Genomic DNA, 18,343 nt, shown 5'->3' with positions numbered 1-18,343 from the left:
GCGCCTGTTCTCCGTGCAAAAATGCATACTAGCCCTGCACTTATCACGGTTGTAATCGGTAAATTTGCACTGTTAGCATCGACTATCGTTCGCCCGCGGACACATTCTAAAAATAATACACAGCAGGGAGTTAGTGATGACTGCTCAGGTTTCATCCTCACCGACACAGGCTGTCGAGCCAACTCAAAGCACCATACTTGCCGAAGTCCGTAACCAAATTGGCTACTTGACCCTGAATCGCCCCAGCGGCCTGAACGCGTTAGATCTGCCAATGATCCGCAGCCTGCAACAGCATCTTGATGCCTGGGCCAAAGATTCAGTCATCAACGCCGTGGTATTACGCGGCGCTGGCGAAAAAGCTTTTTGTGCTGGCGGCGATATACGTTCGTTGTATGACAGCTATAAATGCAAAGACACCGTGCACAGTATTTTCTTTGAAGAAGAATACGCACTAGACCTCACCTTGCATCGCTACCCCAAACCCGTACTCGCGCTATTGGATGGCTACGTACTGGGTGGTGGCATGGGCTTGGCGCAAGGCTCTAGCCTGCGCCTAATCACCGAGCGCAGCCGATTGGCGATGCCAGAAGTCGCCATTGGCTATTTCCCGGACGTAGGCGCCAGCTACTTCCTGACCCGAACTCCAGGCCAAATTGGCACCTACTTGGGTGTCAGCGGCATACAGATTCGCGCAAGCGATGCGTTGTATTGCGGATTGGCAGACTGGTACACAGACAGCAGCAAATTGCCTGAGCTGGAGCAGAGTCTCGATCAACTCAAGTGGCAAAAATCCCCGCGTGAAGAACTCACAGCGCTGCTGGCTACCTTTGCGGTACAAACGCTGCCCGACGCTCCGCTGGCCAAGCTGCGACCCTTGATTGACGAAATTTTTGCCCACGACAGCGTCCCTAAAATCGTCGCTGAACTGCGCGCTGTCACCGCAGAGCAGCACCGTGAGTGGGCCATTGAAACCGCAAACCTGCTGGAAACGCGCTCGCCGCTGGGCATGGGCGTTACCCTCGAAATGCTCCGCCACAGCCGCCAACTTAATCTTGAGCAGTGCTTCGTACTCGAATTGCACCTGGATCGCCAATGGTTTGATCGCGGCGACCTCATCGAAGGTGTGCGCGCGTTGATCATCGACAAAGACAAAAATCCACGTTGGAACCCCCCGACCCTAGCCGAGCTTGATCCCAAGCACGTCGCCAGTTTCTTCACTGACTTCAAACAGAGCAGAGTATGAGCCATGCAAGACCTTGAACTGACTGAAGAACAAGTAATGATCCGGGACATGGCGCGTGACTTTGCCCGTGGCGAAATTGCTCCCCATGCTCAGGCTTGGGAAAAGGCAGGCTGGATCGACGACGCGCTGGTGTCAAAAATGGGTGAGCTCGGTCTGCTCGGCATGGTCGTCCCTGAGGAATGGGGCGGCACCTATGTCGACTACGTGGCTTACGCGTTAGCTGTCGAAGAAATATCGGCCGGTGATGGCGCCACAGGCGCTCTTATGAGCATTCACAACTCCGTGGGCTGCGGCCCGATCCTCAAATACGGTAATGAAGCGCAAAAGCAAACTTGGTTGGCCGAACTGGCCAGCGGTCAAGCTATCGGCTGTTTCTGCCTGACGGAGCCGCAAGCGGGCTCCGAAGCCCACAATTTACGTACCCGAGCCGAACTGCGTGACGGTCAATGGGTGATTAATGGCGCCAAGCAGTTTGTCAGCAACGGCAAGCGCGCCAAACTGGCCATTGTATTCGCCGTCACAGATCCAGAACTCGGTAAAAAAGGCCTGTCGGCCTTTTTAGTACCCACCGACACGCCCGGTTTTATCGTTGACCGCACAGAACACAAAATGGGTATTCGTGCATCGGACACCTGCGCCGTAACGCTGAATAACTGCACCGTGCCAGAAGCCAATTTATTGGGCGAGCGCGGCAAAGGGCTAGCCATCGCCCTGTCCAACCTTGAAGGCGGACGCATCGGCATTGCTGCACAAGCACTGGGCATTGCACGAGCTGCTTTTGAAGCAGCCTTGGCCTACGCCCGTGATCGAGTGCAATTCGACAAGGCCATCATTGAGCACCAAAGCGTGGCCAACATGCTGGCGGATATGCAAACTCGGCTGAACGCAGCCCGGTTGTTGATCTTGCACGCCGCGCGCCTGCGCAGCGCGGGCAAACCGTGCTTGTCAGAAGCCTCACAAGCCAAACTGTTTGCTTCGGAAATAGCCGAGTTTGTGTGTTCCAAAGCTATCCAGATTCATGGCGGCTATGGCTATCTGGAAGACTATCCAGTGGAGCGTTACTACCGCGACGCACGCATTACTCAGATCTACGAAGGATCGAGTGAAATTCAGCGCATGGTGATTGCCCGAGAGCTGAAGAATTATCTGATCTAGTCAGGCGGTACTCTTTAGTCCAGTTGCCGCGCTCTCGCGTGGCTAACTGGATAAAAGTTTTCGTAGATACCGCAGGCTGCGATCTTTTGATCGTCAAAAGCAAAAGACCACATACAAGCATCCTTACACCAACTGAAGACGACGTTTAGCTGTTCTTGAACTGCGCTTCACGCTTGCCGACAAAGGCTGCCATGCCTTCTTTTTGATCATGGGTGGCGAACAGCGAATGGAAAACTCGACGCTCAAAACGCACACCTTCAGTCAAGTTCACTTCAAACGCACGATTAACACTTTCTTTAGTCAGCATCAGCACCGGCAGCGATTTTTTGGCGATCGTGGCGGCTACTTTCAACGCTTCGTCCAGCAACTCATCCACTGCAATCACTCGCGCCACCAACCCCGAACGCTCTGCCTCAACGGCATCCATCAAACGCCCACTGAGGCACATTTCCATGGCCTTGGCCTTGCCCACAGCACGCGTCAGACGCTGAGTGCCGCCCATGCCCGGTAACACACCTAAGTTGATTTCCGGCTGCCCAAATTTTGCGTTATCGCCGGCCAAAATAAAGTCGCACATCATCGCCAGTTCACAACCGCCACCCAAGGCAAAACCAGCCACTGCCGCAATGATTGGTTTACGACGGGTCGATACTCGATCACTGTCCGAGAACAAGTCTTCAAGGTAAATCTGCGGATAAGTCAGCTCCGCCATTTCTTTGATATCTGCGCCGGCAGCAAAGGCTTTTTTTGAGCCAGTGATGACGATGCATCCAATGCTGTTATCCGCTTCCAAAGCGTCCAAAGCATGATTCACTTCGCTGACCAACTGAGCATTCAGGGCATTCAACGCCTGCGGCCGGTTTAAGGTGATCAGGCCCACTTGCCCATGAATGTCTAACAAAATGGTTTCGTAGCTCATCAGTAACGTCCTCAATTCAAAGATTGCGCGAAATGACCATGCGCTGAATATCGCTGGTGCCTTCGTAGATCTGGCACACCCGCACATCGCGATAGATTCGCTCCAACGGGAAGTCGTTCAAATAGCCATACCCCCCCAAGGTTTGCAATGCCTTGGAACACACCTGTTCAGCCATTTCCGAGGCAAACAGTTTGGCCTGCGAGGCTTCAACCAACGCCGATTGACCACTGTCACGCAACGCCGCGGCGTACTGAACCATTTGCCGGGCGACAGCGATTTGCGTCGACATATCTGCCAAGCGAAACGCCACTGCCTGATGCTCAATCAGCGGTTGGCCGAAGGTCACGCGCTCACGCGCATAGTCACGGGCAACCTCAAAGGCGGCGCGGGCCATGCCGACGGCTTGGGAGGCAATTCCAATGCGCCCGCCTTCAAGATTGCTCAAGGCGATTTTGTAGCCCTGACCTTCTTCGCCGAGGCGATTGGCGACGGGTACTTTTAAGTCAGTAAATAAGATCTGGCAGGTATCTGACGCATGCTGTCCCAGCTTGTCTTCTACCCGGGCCACGCTGTAGCCAGGCGAGTCGGTGGGTACGATAAACGCGCTGATGCCACGCTTACCTGCCGCCGGATCTGTCACCGCAAACACGATCACGACCCCAGCATTTTGCCCGGATGTGATGAATTGTTTGCAGCCATTGAGCACGTAGTAATCACCATCGCGACGAGCACGGGTTTTGAGGTCGCTGGCATCAGAACCTGCTTGTGGTTCAGTCAAGGCGAACGCGCCCAGCTGCACGCCACTGGCCAGCGGCAACAAAAAATCGCGCTTTTGCTGTTCGGTGCCGTATTTAAGAATCGGCACGCAGCCCACCGAATTGTGCACGCTCATGATCGTGGAACAGGCACCATCACCGGCGGCGATTTCTTCTAGGGCCATCGCGTAGGCTTGATACCCCACGTCACAACCACCCCACTCTTCTGGCACCAACATGCCAAAAAAGCCCAACTCGGCCATCTCAGCGACCGCCTCACGAGGAAAGCGATGATGTTTGTCCCACTCAGCCGCAAAAGGCTTCAAGCGCTCTTGTGCAAACTGTTGGGCCGCTTCGCGAATTTGTAATTGTTCGAAGGTAGGCAGCATAAAAGTCCTTAGTACAGGCATTCCACGGCAATCGCCGTGGCTTCACCGCCGCCAATGCAGATAGCAGCAACGCCGTGTTTTAACTGACGCTGGCGCAAGGCTGAAAGCAAGGTAACCAGAATACGCGCACCCGATGCACCGATCGGATGCCCAAGGGCGCAGGCACCGCCATAGACGTTAACCTTGTCGTGCGCTAGCCCCAGCTCCTGCATGGTCACTAAGGTGACAACTGCAAACGCCTCGTTGATCTCAAACAGATCGACCTCGGACACATTCCAGCCTGTTTTGTCCATCAAACGTTTGATTGCCCCAATCGGCGCAGTCGGGAACAACCCTGGCTCGTCGGCAAACGCCGCGTGACCATGGATCACCGCCAACGGTGTTAGACCGCGCTTTTGCGCTTGCGAACGACGCATCAGCACCAACGCCGCCGCGCCATCGGAGATGGAGCTGGAGTTGGCCGCTGTCACCGTGCCACCCTCGCGAAACGCCGGTTTCAAGGTCGGAATTTTCGCCAAATTAGCCTTCGGCGGCTGCTCGTCATCGCTGATCAAGCGCTGTTCTTTACCGACTGCGACCTGCACTGGCACGATCTCAGCTTTAAAACTGCCATCCTTGATCGCTTGTTGCGCACGCATCAGCGATGCCACTGCAAACTCATCCTGAGCCTCACGGGTGAAACCATGGCCCTGCGCGCAATCTTCAGCGAAGGTGCCCATCAAACGGCCACGGTCGTACGCATCTTCTAGGCCGTCGAGAAACATATGATCAAGCACCCGGCCGTGCCCCATACGGTAGCCGCTACGCGCGCGATCGAGTAAGTACGGCGCGTTAGACATACTCTCCATACCGCCCGCCACCACCACATCGACACTCCCGACGAGCAATTGGTCATGGGCCAGAATCGTAGCTTGCATGCCCGAACCGCACATTTTGTTTAACGTGGTACAGCGCGTACCTTTGTCTAACCCGGCTCCGAGTGCCGCTTGCCGCGCAGGCGCTTGGCCCAGCCCGGCTGACAGCACGCAACCAAACAGCACTTCGTCCACACTGCTCGGGTCAATACCCGCGCGTTCAACGGCTGCGCTTATCGCAGCAGCGCCCAACTGCGGCGAGGTCAGGTTTTTGAAGTCGCCCTGGAAGCCGCCCATGGGCGTACGTACCGCGCTCACAATAACAATCGGATCATTGGCAATGGTCATTTCATACCTCTTATTTCGCGGCCATGCGCAGGGCGCCGTCGAGACGGATGACTTCGCCATTAAGCATGCTGTTTTCAATAATGTGCTGGGCGAGCGACGCGTATTCACTCGGCTTGCCTAAGCGTGGCGGAAACGGCACTCCCGCGGCCAAAGAATCACGAACCTCAGGCGTCATACCGGCCATCATGGGTGTTTCGAAAATGCCCGGAGCGATGGTCATGACCCGAATCCCGAAACGAGCCAGCTCACGCGCTGCGGGCAAGGTCAAGCTGGTAATCGCGCCCTTGGAAGCTGCATAGGCGGCCTGACCGATTTGCCCATCGAACGCGGCGACTGACGCCGTGTTAATGATCACTCCCCGTTCGCCATCGGCATCAGCTGCCGTTTCGGCAATTGCCGCGGCCGCCAGACGCAGCATGTTGAAACTGCCAATCAGGTTGACGTTAATCACTTGGCTGAAGTTCTCCAGCGAATGGGGGCCGTTTTTGCCAAGTATTTTTTCACCCCGGACAACCCCGGCACAGTTCACCAAGCCATTGACCTGCCCGAACGCGGCGACAGTGTCATCCACAGCAGCCTTTGCTGCATCCGTCTGACTGATATCCGCGACCGTGCTTTGTACGCCAAGTCGGTTCGCTTGCGCGGCCACAGCTTCGGCATTTAGATCGACCAACATCACCTTGGCACCCGCTTTAACGAGCATCTCAGCTGTGGCTGCACCTAAACCGGATGCGCCACCGGTGACGATAAAAACCTTGTTTTCGATTTGCATAAGGGTTCCTGAGGGTTCGATATCAGGCTGTAGCCTTGGCGTTTTGCGCCTGCTCAGCCTTGGCAATTTCTTGATTGCGCAAAATAAAGCGCTGCAACTTGCCGCTTGGGGTTTTCGGCAATTCGCTGACAAATTCGATTTCACGGGGGTAAGCGTGCGCCGCCAAACGCTGGCGCACGTGCAAACGCAGGGTTTCGGCCAGTTGTGCATCACCTAAAAATTGCGGGTTCAACACCACAAACGCCTTAACCAGCTCGGTCCGCTCAGGGCAAGGCTTGCCGACCACCGCGGCTTCAACTACAGACGGGTGTTCGATCAAGGCGCTTTCCACATCAAAAGGCCCAACGCGATAACCCGAGGTGGTGATCACGTCATCGCTGCGCCCAACAAAACTGATGCTGCCGTCCGGGTTCCATTCAACGGTGTCGCCGCTCAAGTAGTAATTGCCAACAAACGCTTTCGTCGGCAGACCTTGGTAGCCTGCAAACCAGCACATCGGTGACTGACTGCGATCGACCGCCAAAATGCCTGGCTGACCCACAGCCAATTCTTGATGATTGTCGTCCAAGACCACGATCCGGTGGCCAGGTGAGGCAAAGCCCGCAGCGCCCATGTGCACCGGGTGCTCCAATCCATGATGGTTGCACAGCACCATGCCCACTTCGGTTTGCCCGTAATGGTCGTGGATGGTCACGTTGAGTTCTTCGGCGAACCAGCGAATCACTTCTGGGTTAAGAGGTTCACCCGCACTACTGACGGCACGTAACTGGCCTTTGATCTTGCTTGAAAACGCCTCACCTGCCGCAATCAGTAGACGATAGGCAGTCGGTGACCCTGTGAGGTTGGTGATGCCGTACTTCTTGATGATTCGACAGGTGCTTTCAACCGTAAACGAACCGTCGTAAAGCGTAATCGGATGGCCCATCGACAGAGGCCCGGTGATTCCGTAGTAGATCCCATAGGCCCACCCCGGATCGGCCAAGTTCCAGAATGAATCCTCTGGGCGCAAATCTACCGCATCACGGGTGTAACTCTGGAAAGCCACCATCGCTTTGAGCGGCACCAACAACGGCTTGGCGGGGCCAGTCGTGCCCGAGGTAAACATCATGAGAAAGGGGTCGTCACCGTTCAACAACACGGGTTCACACACCGCCGAATAGTTGTCCAGCTCCGCCCAAAAACTGTAATCGCCGCGCACCAGGCCTTGGCCCTTGGCGGCAGCCACGGTAACGATAGCTGGGCAATCGTTAACCTCATTAAGTTTGGGGCGGTTTAGCGCATCAGTTAGCACTATCACAGCCCCTGAACTGTTGAGGCGGTGTTCAATCGCTTTGGGCCCAAATGCAGTAAACAGAGGTTGATAAATCGCACCGATGCGCCAAGTGGCCAGTACGGCTATTAGCAGTTCGACATTACGCGGCAGTAAGCCTGCCACCTTGTCCCCCTGCTTGACACCTTGGGCCCGTAAGAAATTGGCAAAACGCGCGGCCTTATCCTGCAAGTCGGTGAAGGTGTACGTCGCGCTACTGGCGTCGCGCCCCTCCCAAAACAATGCAATACGACCCGGCAAGGCATGTCGGTCGCAACACTCAACACAGGCATTGAGTGCCGACAAATGCCCGGTCAGTGCACCTGCCACCGTCCGTTGGTAGTCAAAGTCATTCGTCGCGGTCAGATAGTCGCGCATCAGCAGAATCCCTCGGTCATTATTTTTAGGAATGGGAGCCGTGAAAAATCCTACTGATAGTCGCCTCGCAAAGGCTCTACAACAATGGTCAAACCGCTCAAACTGCCTGACTGTTTTGGCCAATACAAAGTCATCGAGCACTCCATACCGTCAGTTGCCGCGGTCTGCAAAATGCGTTGGCATACACCTCACCTCCCCCGCCTATAAGCAAGTGTCTTACATGCCCGAATCACGCCTTCGATAACCATCTCGACGCCTTAAGGCAGATGACCGGCACACTCAAAAGCGACCCGCCAGTCACATATGTAGTGAATAAAAATAAACACTACATATTGGTTGACGACACAAATTTCCCATCGCATTATGCAGACGTCTTCCCCACCGGAAGCGCTGGAAAGGGTTGTTGCAAGCATGCTCGACGAGCTGTCGAGCTGTTCCGGGATAGGTACTGCCCACAAGGCAGAATTGATGAAGCTGACCTGGCTTAATCGTCCGTTTTTAAGACGTGAGAGGCTAGCGAAACGTCCTCAAGAGGCTTGTGGTGATGCGACTTGTCGCTCAAGCATCCTGGTTAACGTTGCTCTCCCTCGCGGTAGGCAGCATGTTGTAGTGTTTTATTTCGCTACTACATCTGCAGGACTCAAGGCCAGATCTGCTTTAGATGGACACTACGTAGCGCTGCATGAGCAGTTGCACGAATCAATTAGACAGATCAACGAGTGGTCAAGGAGTTAGCTATGAACCTGAATAACCAACCGACTGTTAACGAGCTGGCTCGACTCTTCGCTGCTCAGAAAGACACGCTAAACGACCACATCTTGTGGGTCTGTGAGAAAGGCGATGTTCATATTGAACGCGTCGTAGCGTGCAAGGAAGAAACCCAATTCGAGAAAGATCGCCCACACATGCGAGCTCATCTCAAAATGTACCGTCGCGGCCAAGGCTACGTCGGTAAAAAAGCCGCTGCTGACAAAGCGTTCATGGCGAGCGTGTTAGAAACACTAACGCTGACATGGGAAAAGGCTCAAACCGAGCAATCCCTGGTAAAAGTTAACAGCTACAGCTGATAACTGTCGGCCAATAAAACCCCGGACTCTATCCGGGGTTTTATGCATTTAATGAGTGGGCTTTTTAATACAAACTTCAGTGCCACGTCCGCCAGGACCATATCCATCTTGGCTGTCGCGCATATAGTCAGGTAAGTAATAAGATTTATGCAATGTTGTGGTGTATTGGCCTTGGCTGTCTTGATCATGGGTTATTACAGCGATGCCGACGCCCCGATCTGTGGGCGCCTGCGCACTGTCATTGGCAAAGTAGATGGATAGCAACTGCCCCTGCGCAGCAGCATAACCGGTGTAGGTAACAGGTGCCGCTTCAGTTCCGACATTCAGTTTTAAACGATAAGCCCCAAAACTTTTGTCAAACTGGCTGGCGTCTTCATCCAGAGTTAATACCAGATCCCCTTGCAGCGGGCCATCATGACTGTCAAACCCTGTGCACTGATAATGACCAGCAATGTTGAGAGGGTCTACAGGCGCCGCGTAGGCAACGCTGACACCTGATAAAAGAGTCGCCATAAAAGCGCCAGCGAAGATTTTTTTTGCAGTTATATCCAGCATGGTTATTCCTAACAATAAACAATGACACAGGGTCTTAAATAGCTTTCAAACCAAGGTCTTTAAGTACAACGCTGGAGAAACTACACGTTCACAGGCTTCTATACAGCAGGCATTACAAAACGGATTGTCCCAAAAGTTGTACAGTTACTTATGAGTACTCACCACTCACGTACATCCAGCGTGGTACTCATTCACGTTAGCCCCATTACTTGGGCATGTAATCACGTTGCCAGCGACGTGGGATTTTCAGCGAAACCAGACCCAACAACGCAGCAAACCCCGCACTAAACAGCATTGCATGGACCCCAAACCGCGCCTCAAGCATGGCCCCCAATACAGCGCCAGCCAGCATTCCCGTCCACGGCGCAACCTGCAAACGCCAACTCGGACGTTGCTCGCCCAGCAGCCAACGACCGAGGCTGCGACCAAAGCGCGACAAGGCTCCGGTGACGTAGGTCAAACCCACTTGCAAACCATTGACCTGCTCGACCGCCGCATTGAGCATGCCCATGGCCAATACCGCGGTTAAAAATGTAGGTATCTGCGCTTCCAACGGAAGCAGTGCCGATGTGCACAACAGGGCCGAGATGAGTAGCATCAATGGCAAGGCTCGACGCCCGCCCAAGCGCCCAACCACGACACCCAATGCATTACCGACGACAAACGCCAATACTGCACACCCCAAACGCACAATGATCTGCACATCACCTTCACCAACGGCCACCGCCAACCGCGTGGTGTTACCACTCATAAATGAAATGAAGTCACCCACGGCCAAAAAACCAATGGCATCGGTCATCCCTGCCAGCACCGACAAGCTTGCTACAAACCCTAAACCCACGTGGTTACGCAAAGCTCGTATACGCACAAACCTTGGATTGCTCGATTTTTTCAAGGGCACGCGAGGCATTAAACCCAATCCTTTTTAATGAGATACAGCGTAAATATAGGTACCAAAGCACGAAACAGACGCATTACTTGTACGAAAACACCATTTTAATTGTAGGGATAAGCGAACCAAGTCCAAAATGCGCGTCTAATACACACCGCTCTGCGTGCTTCATTTTTATTTCGCAAACAGTTCAAGGACACGTGGTATGAAGATCAACATTAAGAGTCTGCCTGTGCTCGTGGTGGCGTTTTTAACTCTGGCTGGCTGCTCAACCCCCAGCGTAGTGACCCTGCAAAATGGCACTCAGTACCTGACTAAAGATCTGCCAAACACCAAAAATGCCAACGGCTTTTATGAGTTCCAAGACATTGCGGGTAAGCAAGTCAAGGTTAAAGCCGATGAGGTAGCCACCATCAAGGCCAATAAATGACAGCTCAGCTACCGCTCAGAATCAAACTGCGATAGTGCCCAGGATTGGTGCCGGACCATTTGCGAAAAGCTTTGTAAAACGAGCTGGTATCCGCAAACCCCAGACGCAAAGCGATATCCGCAAAACTACGGTCTGGCTCGGCCAACCAACCAATGGCTAACTCTTTACGCACTCCGTCCTTGAGTCCTTGGTAGGTTTGCCCTTCTTCAGCCAAACGTCGACGCAGGGTTGATGCGGACATGCACAGGCTTTGCGCCATACCTTGGGTTTCGGGCCACAGGTCGGCTGGCAAGTGCCGAAGAGCCTGTTTGATCTGACTCGCTAGGCTTTGCGGGTCGCGATATTTAACCAAAATATTAGCCGGCGCCTGAGCCAAAAATCGTCGCAGCTCCTCAGCGCTACGCTTGATGGGTGCATCCAGATAATCGGCCGCAAAAATCATCCGCGTGCGCGGGCGATCAAAACGCAGGTTATCGGAAAACATCACCTCATAGTCACCGCAGTAGTCGGGCTGAGCGCAGCGCAGCTCAATCGCCAGAATCGGAATTCGACGTCCAGCCAGCCAACAGGCAACACCATGTACGATCATCCAGTAGGCGAAATAGGTGAAAGCGCGACTCGACTGCCCTTCAGGCTCGTGCACCACGATTTCTGCCACGCTTTGCTGGCGCACCAGACGCGCCGGTAAACGTTCAAGCATGAGCGACAAGAACCCCAAGACCGATTCCACGCCCTGTGCGAGTGTGGGCTGAGCCATGGCCGAGCGACACATGAACTCCAAGCTTCCGGCACGAAGTTTGCGGGGGTCCATGCCGAAAAACTCATCGTCCAAACGTCGCGCCAGCAGCCGCCACATCCGGGCATAGGCGATGGCTGGCACGCGCGCATTGGGCTCGTCCAACAACGCCGGGTTAATGCCAACCTTTTGTAGCACTTCATGCATGCCGCTAACTGATGCGCAACTCTGCAACAGCGCTTCACGCACCAACTGAATAGAGATGGTGTCTTTGTTCAACATTGGCCCTGATCCAAGCCCGACAACATTAAGATGTCGGCCATCTTAAGCAGCGCAGATCAAAAAGCCAGTAGTGGTTGGGTTTCATAGACTGCACTTGGGTTTAAACCAACCGCTTAATCGGTTTGTGCCGCCAGACCAAGCGGTAGTACAGGGTCTGTAGTATCAGCATCGCAACATAAGTCACCGGGAAAGCCATCCATACGCCTTCAAGGCCGAAGTGCGCATTGAGCGCATAGGCCACGGGCAGTTCAATGCACAGCACACAGAAAATCGTAATGCCCATCGGTACCAGCACCACACCGCTGGCGCGCATGATCCCGCCGATCACGGCCTGGAAGCCAAATACCAGAATGCTCCAGAGCATAATGTGGAGCAGGTGTTCAGCGCGAAGATGTGCCTGGGCGTCGGTGATGAACAGCCCCAGCAACCAATCGGACAACACGTAACCCAGCATGATTAACGCGCCGGTCAGGCACAGATTGATCAGCAAACCCGTGCGCAAAATCGGGCCGATACGCTCAGCGCGTCCGCCGCCAATCGCTTGGGCGCCTAAGATCGAGGCGGTAATAGCAATCGACAGGGCCGGAAACTGCACGTAATTGACGATTTGCGTCACTGCCCCGTAGGCCGCAGTAGCCTGAGAGCCATGACTGTTGACCAGCGCTAGGATCACCAACTCCGAGAGCGACAACACCACCATTTGCAAGCCGGTTGGTAAGCCGATACGCAGTACTTTGCCGAGAATTTCACGGTTTAAACGCAATGCTAGCCACAGCTCCCGATCTGGCGCCATCACGTGATTTTTATGGCGCAACCGCAGCACCAAGAAAACCATCGCCAGCACGTTACCGAAAAGCCCTGCAATGGCTGCACTCTGAATGCCCATTTGCGGTAATCCGGCCCACCCCAAGATCAACGCTGGGGTCAACAGTAAGCCCACAGCCGTTGAAACCATCAGCGCCAGCAAGGGCGAAACGGTGTCGCTAACCCCGCGTAATAACTGAGTAAATAGAATGAACACCAACAACAGCGGCATGATCAGCATCATCACCCGCGCATAACCCACAGCCTCATCAAGCACATCAGCCGGGGTGCCCAACGCCTCCATTGCCGGTCGAGCAAACACGCTGCCAAGCACCGCAGCCACTAGACCCACCACAGCCCCTAGGGTTAACGTGGCGCCGGTGATCTGTTTGACCTTTGACGTTTCACTTGCCCCCCAAGCCTGGCCAATCAGTACTGAAGCACCCGCCCCAAGACCGATCACCAGAGCAATAAAGAAAAATATGATTGGAAACATACCCGACACGGCTGCCAACGCTTGAGTCCCCAGCAATTGGCCCACATAAATGCCGTTGAGCGTGCCGGAAAAACTCTGTAAGAAATTGGACAGCACCATAGGCGCCAGAAAGATCAGATAGATCTGCCATAGCGGCCGTTGTGTCGGGTTTTGCATGACAGAGAGTCCTAAATCAAAAGCGGTGACGCGTTATACCTCACCGCTACGGTTTTGCGGTGATCAAACACAATCTTGGCTACCCTTTGCTGACGCTAAGCTGAAGATGAATAATATTTAAAAAACGTTTCAGCTTTTTAGAGGCAAAATGTGCTCACTGCTGACATAGGCCAATCAGGTGACGGTATGACCCGCATTTTGACCATCGAAGACGATGCTGTAACGGCGAAAGAGATCGTGGCCGAGCTAAGTAGCCACGGGCTAGAAGTTGACTGGGTTGCCAATGGCCGAGAGGGCTTGGTACGTGCAGTCAGTGGCGACTATGACCTCATCACCCTAGACCGCATGCTGCCAGAGCTGGACGGCTTGGCCATTGTCACCACGCTGCGCACTATTGGTGTCAGCACACCGATTCTGATGATCAGTGCTCTATCCGACGTGGACGAGCGTGTCCGGGGCCTGCGGGCAGGTGGCGATGACTACCTGACCAAACCCTTTGCCAGTGACGAGATGGCCGCCCGGGTAGAAGTGCTATTACGGCGCCAAAGCCCTACCGACAAGCACGAAACTACGTTGCGAGTGGCCGACTTAGAACTCAACCTAATGACCCGTGAGGCCAGCCGCGCCGAACAACAATTGAGCCTGCTGCCCACCGAGTACAAACTGCTCGAGTTTCTGATGCGCAACACAGGGCAAATTCTCTCGCGCATGATGATTTTTGAAGAAGTCTGGGGCTATCACTTCGACCCTGGCACCAACCTGATCGACGTACACATTGGCCGCCTGCGCAAAAAAATTGACCCTGTGGGCCAAGTGCCCTTGATTCGTACCGTTCGAGGCTCGGGTTATGTCATTGCCGAACCCGTCTAAGGGCTGGCGCTCCTCCAGCAGCCGCTTACTGGCGCTGTACAGTTTTTTGTTTGTGGCTTGGAGCTGCATCCTGATGGGGGTGCTGTACTACGAGGTTTCGCACTATCTAGGCAACTTGGCCAAGCACTCACTGATGCAGCGCCAACACTTGTTTGCACATTTTGAAGGCGAGCAACTGGATGAGGCGCTGGCCACCAGCATGAAATTTGATTTACGCACCGTTGATGCCTATGGGCTGTTCGATGCACAACACCAGCCCATTAGCGGCCCCATCCTCAGCATCCCGCCCGATCTGCCACTGGACGGTCAGATCCACGAACTGGGCACCTGCCTCACCTCCGACGACCCTGACTTACCGCAAGACAGCTGTGACGCCGTTGCCACCCAAACTCGCGACGGCCGTTTGCTGGTCTTAGTGCGTGATAACGGCTCGCTGTTTGCCGTCACGCGGATCATCTTGCACGCCCTGTTCTGGGGGCTGTCACTGACCATTATCCCCGGCATTGTGGGCTGGCACCTGTTACGCAGACGCCCTTTGCAGCGCATTCGAGCGATCCAATCCAGTGCCGAAGCCATTGTCTCGGGTGACTTGACCTACCGCTTGCCGCTGTCTAACCGGCGTGACGAGCTGGATATGCTGGCAGCTATCGTCAACGCCATGCTCGACCGTATTGAGCGCCTGATGCATGAAGTCAAAGGGGTGTGTGACAACATCGCGCATGACCTGCGTACCCCCCTCACCCGCTTGCGGGCACAGCTTTATCGAATTCAACAACAAGCGGTAGAAGGCTCCCCGCAGGCCCTGCAACTGGACGAAGTGATTCACGAAACTGACACCTTAATGGCGCGCTTTCGTGGGCTATTGCGGATTTCCGAGCTGGAAGATCATCAGCGACGCTCAGGCTTCTTGCCCCTAGACCCGCTGCCATTGCTCCAGGAGCTGTATGACTTCTACCTGCCGCTGGCTGAAGAAGGACAGGTCACCTTAACGTTAGACACGCCCCCCACACTTCCCGGCATGACCGGTGACCGTGCATTGCTGTTCGAGGCGCTGGCCAACCTGCTCAGCAACTCAATCAAATTCACCCCGCCGGGCGGCGAAGTGATCTTACGGGCCGCCAACGAAGACGGCAGCCCGCTCATCGAAGTCCTCGACACCGGCCCCGGCATACCCGAGGCCGAGCGTGAAGCGGTGTTCCAACGTTTCTACCGCTGTGACGAGAAACACAGTGGTTTTGGCTTGGGCCTGTCCATCGTCGCCGCCATCGTCAACTTGCACGGCTTCAGCCTTGAAGTGGGCAGCCGCAAAAGCGGCGGCGCCAAGCTGACGTTACATTGCCGACAAAGCTTGATGAACGTGGTGTAAAAGATCGCAGCCTTCAGAAACAGCTACACCCCACACATCACAACTATCAACTGTAGGAGCTGCCGCAGGCTGCGAGCTTTTAACGATCAAAAGATCACGCAACATGCTCGCTCTTATATTTCCAAATGGAATATACAAATCTTTTTATATTCTTTTTTAAAGCAGGTATTTCCTGCAACACTCTCGTCATAAATCTTCTAACTCATGATGAGAACGACATGAAAAAACTCACTGCCCTCACCGCTCTGACCTTGGCTGTTTTGTCGGGCCTGGCCCACGCTGATCGCTTGGATGACATCAAAAAATCCGGGGTCCTGCGTGTGGCTTCGTTTGACAGTAACCCACCGTTCGGTTTTGTCGACGCCAACAGCAAGCAAATCGAAGGGCTGGACGTGGACTATGCCAAAGCCATCGCCGACAAGCTGGGTGTGAAGCTGCAACTGCAACCCACCAACCCGGCTAACCGCGTACCGCTGCTGGTGTCGAACAAGGTCGATTTGGTACTGGCTAACTTCACCATCACCCCAGAACGCGCCGAGCAGGTGAGCTTCAGCATTCCGTATTTCGCGTCAGGCCAGCAATTTATCGTTAAAAAAGGCACCCTCAAATCCGAAGCCGACCTGAACACCTGGCGCGTTGGCGTCGACAAGGGCACGGTCAACGAAGGTGTACTGCGCGAGAAATTCCCAGGCGCAAAAGTGATTGCCTACGATGACACACCGTTCGCCTTCACAGCCCTGCGCAATGGCAATGTGCAAGCCATCACTCAGGACGGCCCGAAGCTGATCGGCTTGCTGGCCAATGTGCCAGACAAAGATAAGTACGAAGTGCCGCCGTTCACCATTTCCAATGACTTGATCGGCGTGGGCATTCCAAAAGGTGAAACGCGTTTGACCGAAGTGGTTAACCAAACCCTCACCGAGCTTGAAGCCGACGGTAAAGCACAAACCATCTACGACGCGTGGTTCGGCCCAGCGACCAAAACGCCGCTGACTCGCTTGTACAAAATCGGCGACAAGCGCTAAGTCGCGCTAGCACGTTCCGTAACCCGTCACGGACTACCGGACGGGTTTATGTGTTTCTGGATGGACGCTGTGTATGTTCGGTGAACTGCTTGCCCCGCGTTACCTGCATTGGCTGTTTGATGGCTTTGTTTTAACCCTGATCCTTTCGTTGTTGACCTGCCTAGTAGCCACTGGAGTAGGGTTTTTGCTGTGCCTGGCGAGGATCTCGCATACGCGCCTCTGGTCATGGTCGGCACGGGCTTACTTAGCGCTGTTTCGCAATACACCGCTGCTGGTGCAGTTGTTCTTCTGGTATTTCGGGGTCACCGCGATGCTGCCTGAAGGGCTGGTGGTATGGCTCAACCAGCCGCGCAGTTTGGATTTTGGTCTGTTCGAGATTGAATGGCCATCGTTTGAGTTTCTGGCTGGGTTTTGGGGGTTGATGCTCTACACCGCCGCCTTTATCTGCGAAGAGTTGCGTGCAGGCATCAGTTCAGTGCGCATTGAACAACGGGCTGCGGGTTTGGCGCTGGGGTTTAGAGCGGCGCACGTATGGCGTTATATCGTCTTCCCGCAAGCACTGCGTACGGCACTGGGGCCGCTGCTGGGGCAGTACATGAATGCCCTGAAAAACTCGTCCCTGACCATGGCCATTGGCTTGGCTGAGCTGTCTTACGCCTCCCGCCAGGTCGAGACTGAGACCTTCAAAACCTTTCAGGCTTTTGGTTTCGCAACCCTGTTGTATGTGGCGAGTGTTGCCCTGCTCGAAGTGATCGGACAGATGATCGCGCGCAGCAAGTGGTATCGCCAGGGAGTGCTTTGAGCCATGGACTTTTCGGTGATTAGCGACAACCTGTCGTACTTTTTACTCGGTGCCTACCCCAATGGTCCTCTGGGCGGCGCTGCCCTGACGCTATTACTGAGCCTGTTGTCCGGGGTGATTTCAGCGATGTTAGGGCTGATTTTGGGCGTGGCCTTGGTGATGATTCGTTCAAAAGTGCGCTGGGTATTGCTCGGCGTGCTGGGTTTTTTACGGGCGATCCCGGTGCTGATGCTGATTTTCTGGAGCTACTTTCTGCTGCCCATCGTATTCAATGTCGACGTCCCGGCGCTGGCCACGGTGGTATTCGCCCTGTCGTTGATTGGCGGCGCGTACCTTGCGCATTCAGTGTATGCGGGTATTAGTAGCTTGCCTGCCGGGCAATGGGCCGCAGGTAAAGCATTGGGGTTGAGCGCATGGCAAGTGTTGCGCTTGATTATCTTGCCGCAAGCGTTGCCGATGATGCTGCCCTCGTTCCTTAATCAATGGATTTCACTGATTAAGGACACGTCGCTGGCGTACGTGATCGGCGTGGGAGAGTTGTCGTTTGTTGCGACCCAAGTCAGCAACCGGGTCATGGTGCACCCGACCGAGATCTTCCTGTTCGTGGCACTGGTGTACTTCGTGTTTTGCAGCAGCCTAGACGTGATCGCCAATCGGCTGGTAAAGCCCAAGGCCCATATATGACGCTCGCGATCTTTTAAAAGATCAAAAGATCGCGAGCAAGCTCGCTCCTACGCGGT

The 18,343-nt window shown here is 54.5% G+C and carries 18 protein-coding genes; 9 read left to right on the top strand and 9 right to left on the bottom strand.

Translation table 11 applies throughout. The annotated features are described in order from the left end of the window. Positions 1–136 precede the first annotated feature (136 nt). The gene (locus AQS70_RS13730) at positions 137–1,243 is read left to right on the top strand and encodes an enoyl-CoA hydratase/isomerase family protein (RefSeq protein ID WP_055103319.1); all 1,107 of its coding nucleotides are present in this window, start codon (positions 137–139) and stop codon (positions 1,241–1,243) included. Between the two features lie 3 nt (positions 1,244–1,246). Next, positions 1,247–2,398 carry an acyl-CoA dehydrogenase family protein gene (locus tag AQS70_RS13725; protein ID WP_055103318.1) on the top strand — a complete coding sequence of 384 codons (1,152 nt, stop codon included), beginning with the start codon at positions 1,247–1,249 and terminating at the stop codon, positions 2,396–2,398. A 145-nt stretch (positions 2,399–2,543) separates the two neighbouring features. Here AQS70_RS13725 and AQS70_RS13720 read toward each other — a convergent pair whose 3' ends face one another. The 5 genes from AQS70_RS13720 to AQS70_RS13700 are packed head-to-tail and all read right to left on the bottom strand — an operon-like array spanning position 2,544 to position 8,122. Next, positions 2,544–3,317 (bottom strand): enoyl-CoA hydratase, encoded by a 774-nt coding sequence (locus AQS70_RS13720; RefSeq protein ID WP_055103317.1) that lies wholly within the window; start codon positions 3,315–3,317, stop codon positions 2,544–2,546. A gap of 16 nt (positions 3,318–3,333) precedes the next feature. Continuing rightward, positions 3,334–4,461, bottom strand: coding sequence for an acyl-CoA dehydrogenase (locus AQS70_RS13715; RefSeq protein WP_055103316.1), 1,128 nt, complete (start codon positions 4,459–4,461; stop codon positions 3,334–3,336). Between the two features lie 8 nt (positions 4,462–4,469). Next, positions 4,470–5,663: an acetyl-CoA C-acyltransferase gene (locus AQS70_RS13710; protein WP_055103315.1), complete on the bottom strand. Its 1,194-nt coding sequence runs from the start codon at positions 5,661–5,663 to the stop codon at positions 4,470–4,472. Positions 5,664–5,673: 10 nt separating this feature from the next. Then, entirely contained in the window at positions 5,674–6,435 is a 762-nt protein-coding gene (locus AQS70_RS13705; protein WP_055103314.1) for an SDR family NAD(P)-dependent oxidoreductase, read from the bottom strand. Between the two features lie 22 nt (positions 6,436–6,457). Then, positions 6,458–8,122 carry an AMP-binding protein gene (locus AQS70_RS13700; RefSeq protein ID WP_055103313.1) on the bottom strand — a complete coding sequence of 555 codons (1,665 nt, stop codon included), beginning with the start codon at positions 8,120–8,122 and terminating at the stop codon, positions 6,458–6,460. Between the two features lie 737 nt (positions 8,123–8,859). Here AQS70_RS13700 and AQS70_RS13695 point away from each other — a divergent pair. Next, entirely contained in the window at positions 8,860–9,189 is a 330-nt protein-coding gene (locus tag AQS70_RS13695; RefSeq protein WP_055103312.1) for a hypothetical protein, read from the top strand. 48 nt (positions 9,190–9,237) lie between these two features. Here AQS70_RS13695 and AQS70_RS13690 read toward each other — a convergent pair whose 3' ends face one another. Both AQS70_RS13690 and AQS70_RS13685 read right to left on the bottom strand, forming a co-directional pair. Then, on the bottom strand, positions 9,238–9,744 hold the full coding sequence (locus tag AQS70_RS13690) for a hypothetical protein (protein ID WP_055103311.1): 507 nt from the start codon (positions 9,742–9,744) through the stop codon (positions 9,238–9,240). A gap of 205 nt (positions 9,745–9,949) precedes the next feature. Next, the gene (locus tag AQS70_RS13685) at positions 9,950–10,654 is read right to left on the bottom strand and encodes a YoaK family protein (RefSeq protein WP_055103310.1); all 705 of its coding nucleotides are present in this window, start codon (positions 10,652–10,654) and stop codon (positions 9,950–9,952) included. Between the two features lie 187 nt (positions 10,655–10,841). Here AQS70_RS13685 and AQS70_RS13680 point away from each other — a divergent pair, with 187 nt between their 5' ends. Continuing rightward, positions 10,842–11,066, top strand: a complete 225-nt coding sequence (locus tag AQS70_RS13680; protein ID WP_055103309.1) for a YgdI/YgdR family lipoprotein — start codon at positions 10,842–10,844, stop codon at positions 11,064–11,066. A 4-nt stretch (positions 11,067–11,070) separates the two neighbouring features. Here the strand turns inward: AQS70_RS13680 and AQS70_RS13675 are convergent, their stop codons facing one another. Further along, positions 11,071–12,084: an AraC family transcriptional regulator gene (locus AQS70_RS13675; RefSeq protein WP_055103308.1), complete on the bottom strand. Its 1,014-nt coding sequence runs from the start codon at positions 12,082–12,084 to the stop codon at positions 11,071–11,073. 100 nt (positions 12,085–12,184) lie between these two features. Further along, the gene (locus AQS70_RS13670; RefSeq protein WP_055103307.1) at positions 12,185–13,540 is read right to left on the bottom strand and encodes an MATE family efflux transporter; all 1,356 of its coding nucleotides are present in this window, start codon (positions 13,538–13,540) and stop codon (positions 12,185–12,187) included. Positions 13,541–13,726: 186 nt separating this feature from the next. Between AQS70_RS13670 and AQS70_RS13665 the strand changes: the two genes are divergently transcribed. The 5 genes from AQS70_RS13665 to AQS70_RS13645 all read left to right on the top strand — a co-directional run bounded on the left by AQS70_RS13665 (position 13,727) and on the right by AQS70_RS13645 (position 18,287). Next, the gene (locus tag AQS70_RS13665) at positions 13,727–14,410 is read left to right on the top strand and encodes a response regulator transcription factor (RefSeq protein WP_055103306.1); all 684 of its coding nucleotides are present in this window, start codon (positions 13,727–13,729) and stop codon (positions 14,408–14,410) included. Beyond that, a complete protein-coding gene (locus AQS70_RS13660; RefSeq protein WP_055103305.1) occupies positions 14,388–15,776 on the top strand; it encodes a sensor histidine kinase in 1,389 nt (462 codons plus the stop codon). Before AQS70_RS13665 ends, AQS70_RS13660 begins: the two co-directional genes overlap by 23 nt. 218 nt (positions 15,777–15,994) lie before the next feature. After that, positions 15,995–16,801, top strand: coding sequence for an ABC transporter substrate-binding protein (locus tag AQS70_RS13655; RefSeq protein WP_055103304.1), 807 nt, complete (start codon positions 15,995–15,997; stop codon positions 16,799–16,801). A gap of 73 nt (positions 16,802–16,874) precedes the next feature. Further along, a complete protein-coding gene (locus AQS70_RS13650) occupies positions 16,875–17,603 on the top strand; it encodes an amino acid ABC transporter permease (protein ID WP_055103303.1) in 729 nt (242 codons plus the stop codon). Positions 17,604–17,606: 3 nt separating this feature from the next. Next, entirely contained in the window at positions 17,607–18,287 is a 681-nt protein-coding gene (locus AQS70_RS13645) for an amino acid ABC transporter permease (RefSeq protein WP_055103302.1), read from the top strand. Positions 18,288–18,343 lie beyond the last annotated feature (56 nt).

It is taken from the genome of Pseudomonas endophytica (assembly GCF_001411475.1).
In the GTDB taxonomy this organism is placed as follows: Bacteria; Pseudomonadota; Gammaproteobacteria; order Pseudomonadales; family Pseudomonadaceae; genus Aquipseudomonas; species Aquipseudomonas endophytica.
Note: the sequence above shows the minus strand (reverse complement) of the source record. Positions and strands in the feature narration are given on the sequence as shown.

What these genes read in the sequence shown, in the direction of transcription:
- AQS70_RS13660 (WP_055103305.1), top strand. Translation starts at nt 14,388, where the DNA reads ATGTCATTGCCGAACCCGTCTAAGGGCTGGCGCTCCTCCAGCAGCCGC.
- AQS70_RS13695 (WP_055103312.1), top strand. Translation starts at nt 8,860, where the DNA reads ATGAACCTGAATAACCAACCGACTGTTAACGAGCTGGCTCGACTCTTC.
- AQS70_RS13685 (WP_055103310.1), bottom strand. Translation starts at nt 10,654, where the DNA reads ATGCCTCGCGTGCCCTTGAAAAAATCGAGCAATCCAAGGTTTGTGCGT.
- AQS70_RS13690 (WP_055103311.1), bottom strand. Translation starts at nt 9,744, where the DNA reads ATGCTGGATATAACTGCAAAAAAAATCTTCGCTGGCGCTTTTATGGCG.
- AQS70_RS13705 (WP_055103314.1), bottom strand. Translation starts at nt 6,435, where the DNA reads ATGCAAATCGAAAACAAGGTTTTTATCGTCACCGGTGGCGCATCCGGT.
- AQS70_RS13670 (WP_055103307.1), bottom strand. Translation starts at nt 13,540, where the DNA reads ATGCAAAACCCGACACAACGGCCGCTATGGCAGATCTATCTGATCTTT.
- AQS70_RS13715 (WP_055103316.1), bottom strand. Translation starts at nt 4,461, where the DNA reads ATGCTGCCTACCTTCGAACAATTACAAATTCGCGAAGCGGCCCAACAG.
- AQS70_RS13655 (WP_055103304.1), top strand. Translation starts at nt 15,995, where the DNA reads ATGAAAAAACTCACTGCCCTCACCGCTCTGACCTTGGCTGTTTTGTCG.
- AQS70_RS13725 (WP_055103318.1), top strand. Translation starts at nt 1,247, where the DNA reads ATGCAAGACCTTGAACTGACTGAAGAACAAGTAATGATCCGGGACATG.
- AQS70_RS13680 (WP_055103309.1), top strand. Translation starts at nt 10,842, where the DNA reads ATGAAGATCAACATTAAGAGTCTGCCTGTGCTCGTGGTGGCGTTTTTA.
- AQS70_RS13665 (WP_055103306.1), top strand. Translation starts at nt 13,727, where the DNA reads ATGACCCGCATTTTGACCATCGAAGACGATGCTGTAACGGCGAAAGAG.
- AQS70_RS13645 (WP_055103302.1), top strand. Translation starts at nt 17,607, where the DNA reads ATGGACTTTTCGGTGATTAGCGACAACCTGTCGTACTTTTTACTCGGT.
- AQS70_RS13710 (WP_055103315.1), bottom strand. Translation starts at nt 5,663, where the DNA reads ATGACCATTGCCAATGATCCGATTGTTATTGTGAGCGCGGTACGTACG.
- AQS70_RS13675 (WP_055103308.1), bottom strand. Translation starts at nt 12,084, where the DNA reads ATGTTGAACAAAGACACCATCTCTATTCAGTTGGTGCGTGAAGCGCTG.
- AQS70_RS13650 (WP_055103303.1), top strand. Translation starts at nt 16,875, where the DNA reads ATGTTCGGTGAACTGCTTGCCCCGCGTTACCTGCATTGGCTGTTTGAT.
- AQS70_RS13730 (WP_055103319.1), top strand. Translation starts at nt 137, where the DNA reads ATGACTGCTCAGGTTTCATCCTCACCGACACAGGCTGTCGAGCCAACT.
- AQS70_RS13720 (WP_055103317.1), bottom strand. Translation starts at nt 3,317, where the DNA reads ATGAGCTACGAAACCATTTTGTTAGACATTCATGGGCAAGTGGGCCTG.
- AQS70_RS13700 (WP_055103313.1), bottom strand. Translation starts at nt 8,122, where the DNA reads ATGCGCGACTATCTGACCGCGACGAATGACTTTGACTACCAACGGACG.